This window comes from Bacillus sp. AFS018417 (assembly GCF_002560985.1).
Lineage (GTDB): Bacteria > Bacillota > Bacilli > Bacillales > Bacillaceae_G > Bacillus_A > Bacillus_A rhizoplanae.
Window position 1 is genome coordinate 1 of sequence record NZ_NTTM01000135.1, and the last position, 1007, is coordinate 1007.

The 1007-nt window shown below is 31.9% G+C and carries 1 protein-coding gene; it reads right to left on the minus strand.

All coding sequences use genetic code 11. The annotated features are described in order from the left end of the window. Nucleotides 1-231 precede the first annotated feature (231 nt). Nucleotides 232-951, minus strand: coding sequence for an SDR family NAD(P)-dependent oxidoreductase (locus tag CN326_RS23880; protein ID WP_098311393.1), 720 nt, complete (start codon nucleotides 949-951; stop codon nucleotides 232-234). Nucleotides 952-1007: the final 56 nt, after the last annotated feature.

Below are 1007 nucleotides of genomic sequence, written 5' to 3' on the forward strand. Positions count from 1 at the left end.
TGTCCTATTAAAAAAATGTTTTAGACTATAGAAAAAAGTATTAGACTGTTAAAAAATAGTTGTAGACTGAAAAGGTGTTTTCTATACATGAAAGCACCTTTTGTTAACATAAAATCAAAGTATCGCAAAACCTTTAAGAGTCCCTTCAGAAGAATTGAAGGGATTTTCCATTCACATAATTAGTGTTATCGGTAGTTAAGTATCTGATCTTTAAGAAATTCAACTGATTAATTAGACTTTTGTTTCAAACATCGCTGGAATATTAATTTCTTTTACACAAGAAGCCTTAGAAAGATTAATTACACATCTAACCAATAAAACAATATCTTGAAGTGGAATTTGTGTGCCATTATAAGTCGATATAACTTTTTCTATACCGTCTTCATAAGGAATTTGTGTAGCTATTTCACCTGGATTGATACATGTTACACCTATGCCACACTTCTTTAGATGCTCCCGTAAAGAATTGCCGATACCGCGCAATCCAAATTTTGAAGCCACAAATGAAACTTGCGTAAAATCAGTATTTTCTAGACCAGCTGTTGAACCTATCAGTAAAATTTTCCCATTCTCTGATTTTTTTAGATTAGGCAACAACCTTTGTATACAAGTAATTGTGGAGATTACATTAACATTGATAATTTCTGCAATTTCCTGGGGATCATCTTTCTCAAAATTATAATCATCTCTAAATCCATTTCTCTCCCATATTCCGACATTATATATTAATACATCTATGATATCGTCATTTAAAAAACGCGCAATCTTATCACATGAAGTAGGTAATGATAAATCAGCATCTATCCAAATTCTATGGACTCCATCATTAATTTTCAAACTCTCTGGGCGACTTCTGGAGACGATCCACACCTTATCGCCTCTATCAGGTAATCCTTTCACAAAAGCATCTCCTAATCCTTTGCTTGCTCCAAATATAATAAAATTTCTCATGATTTCCTCCTTTATTAGAATTATATTTAATTCTGTTTCACATAAGTTAAACTGTC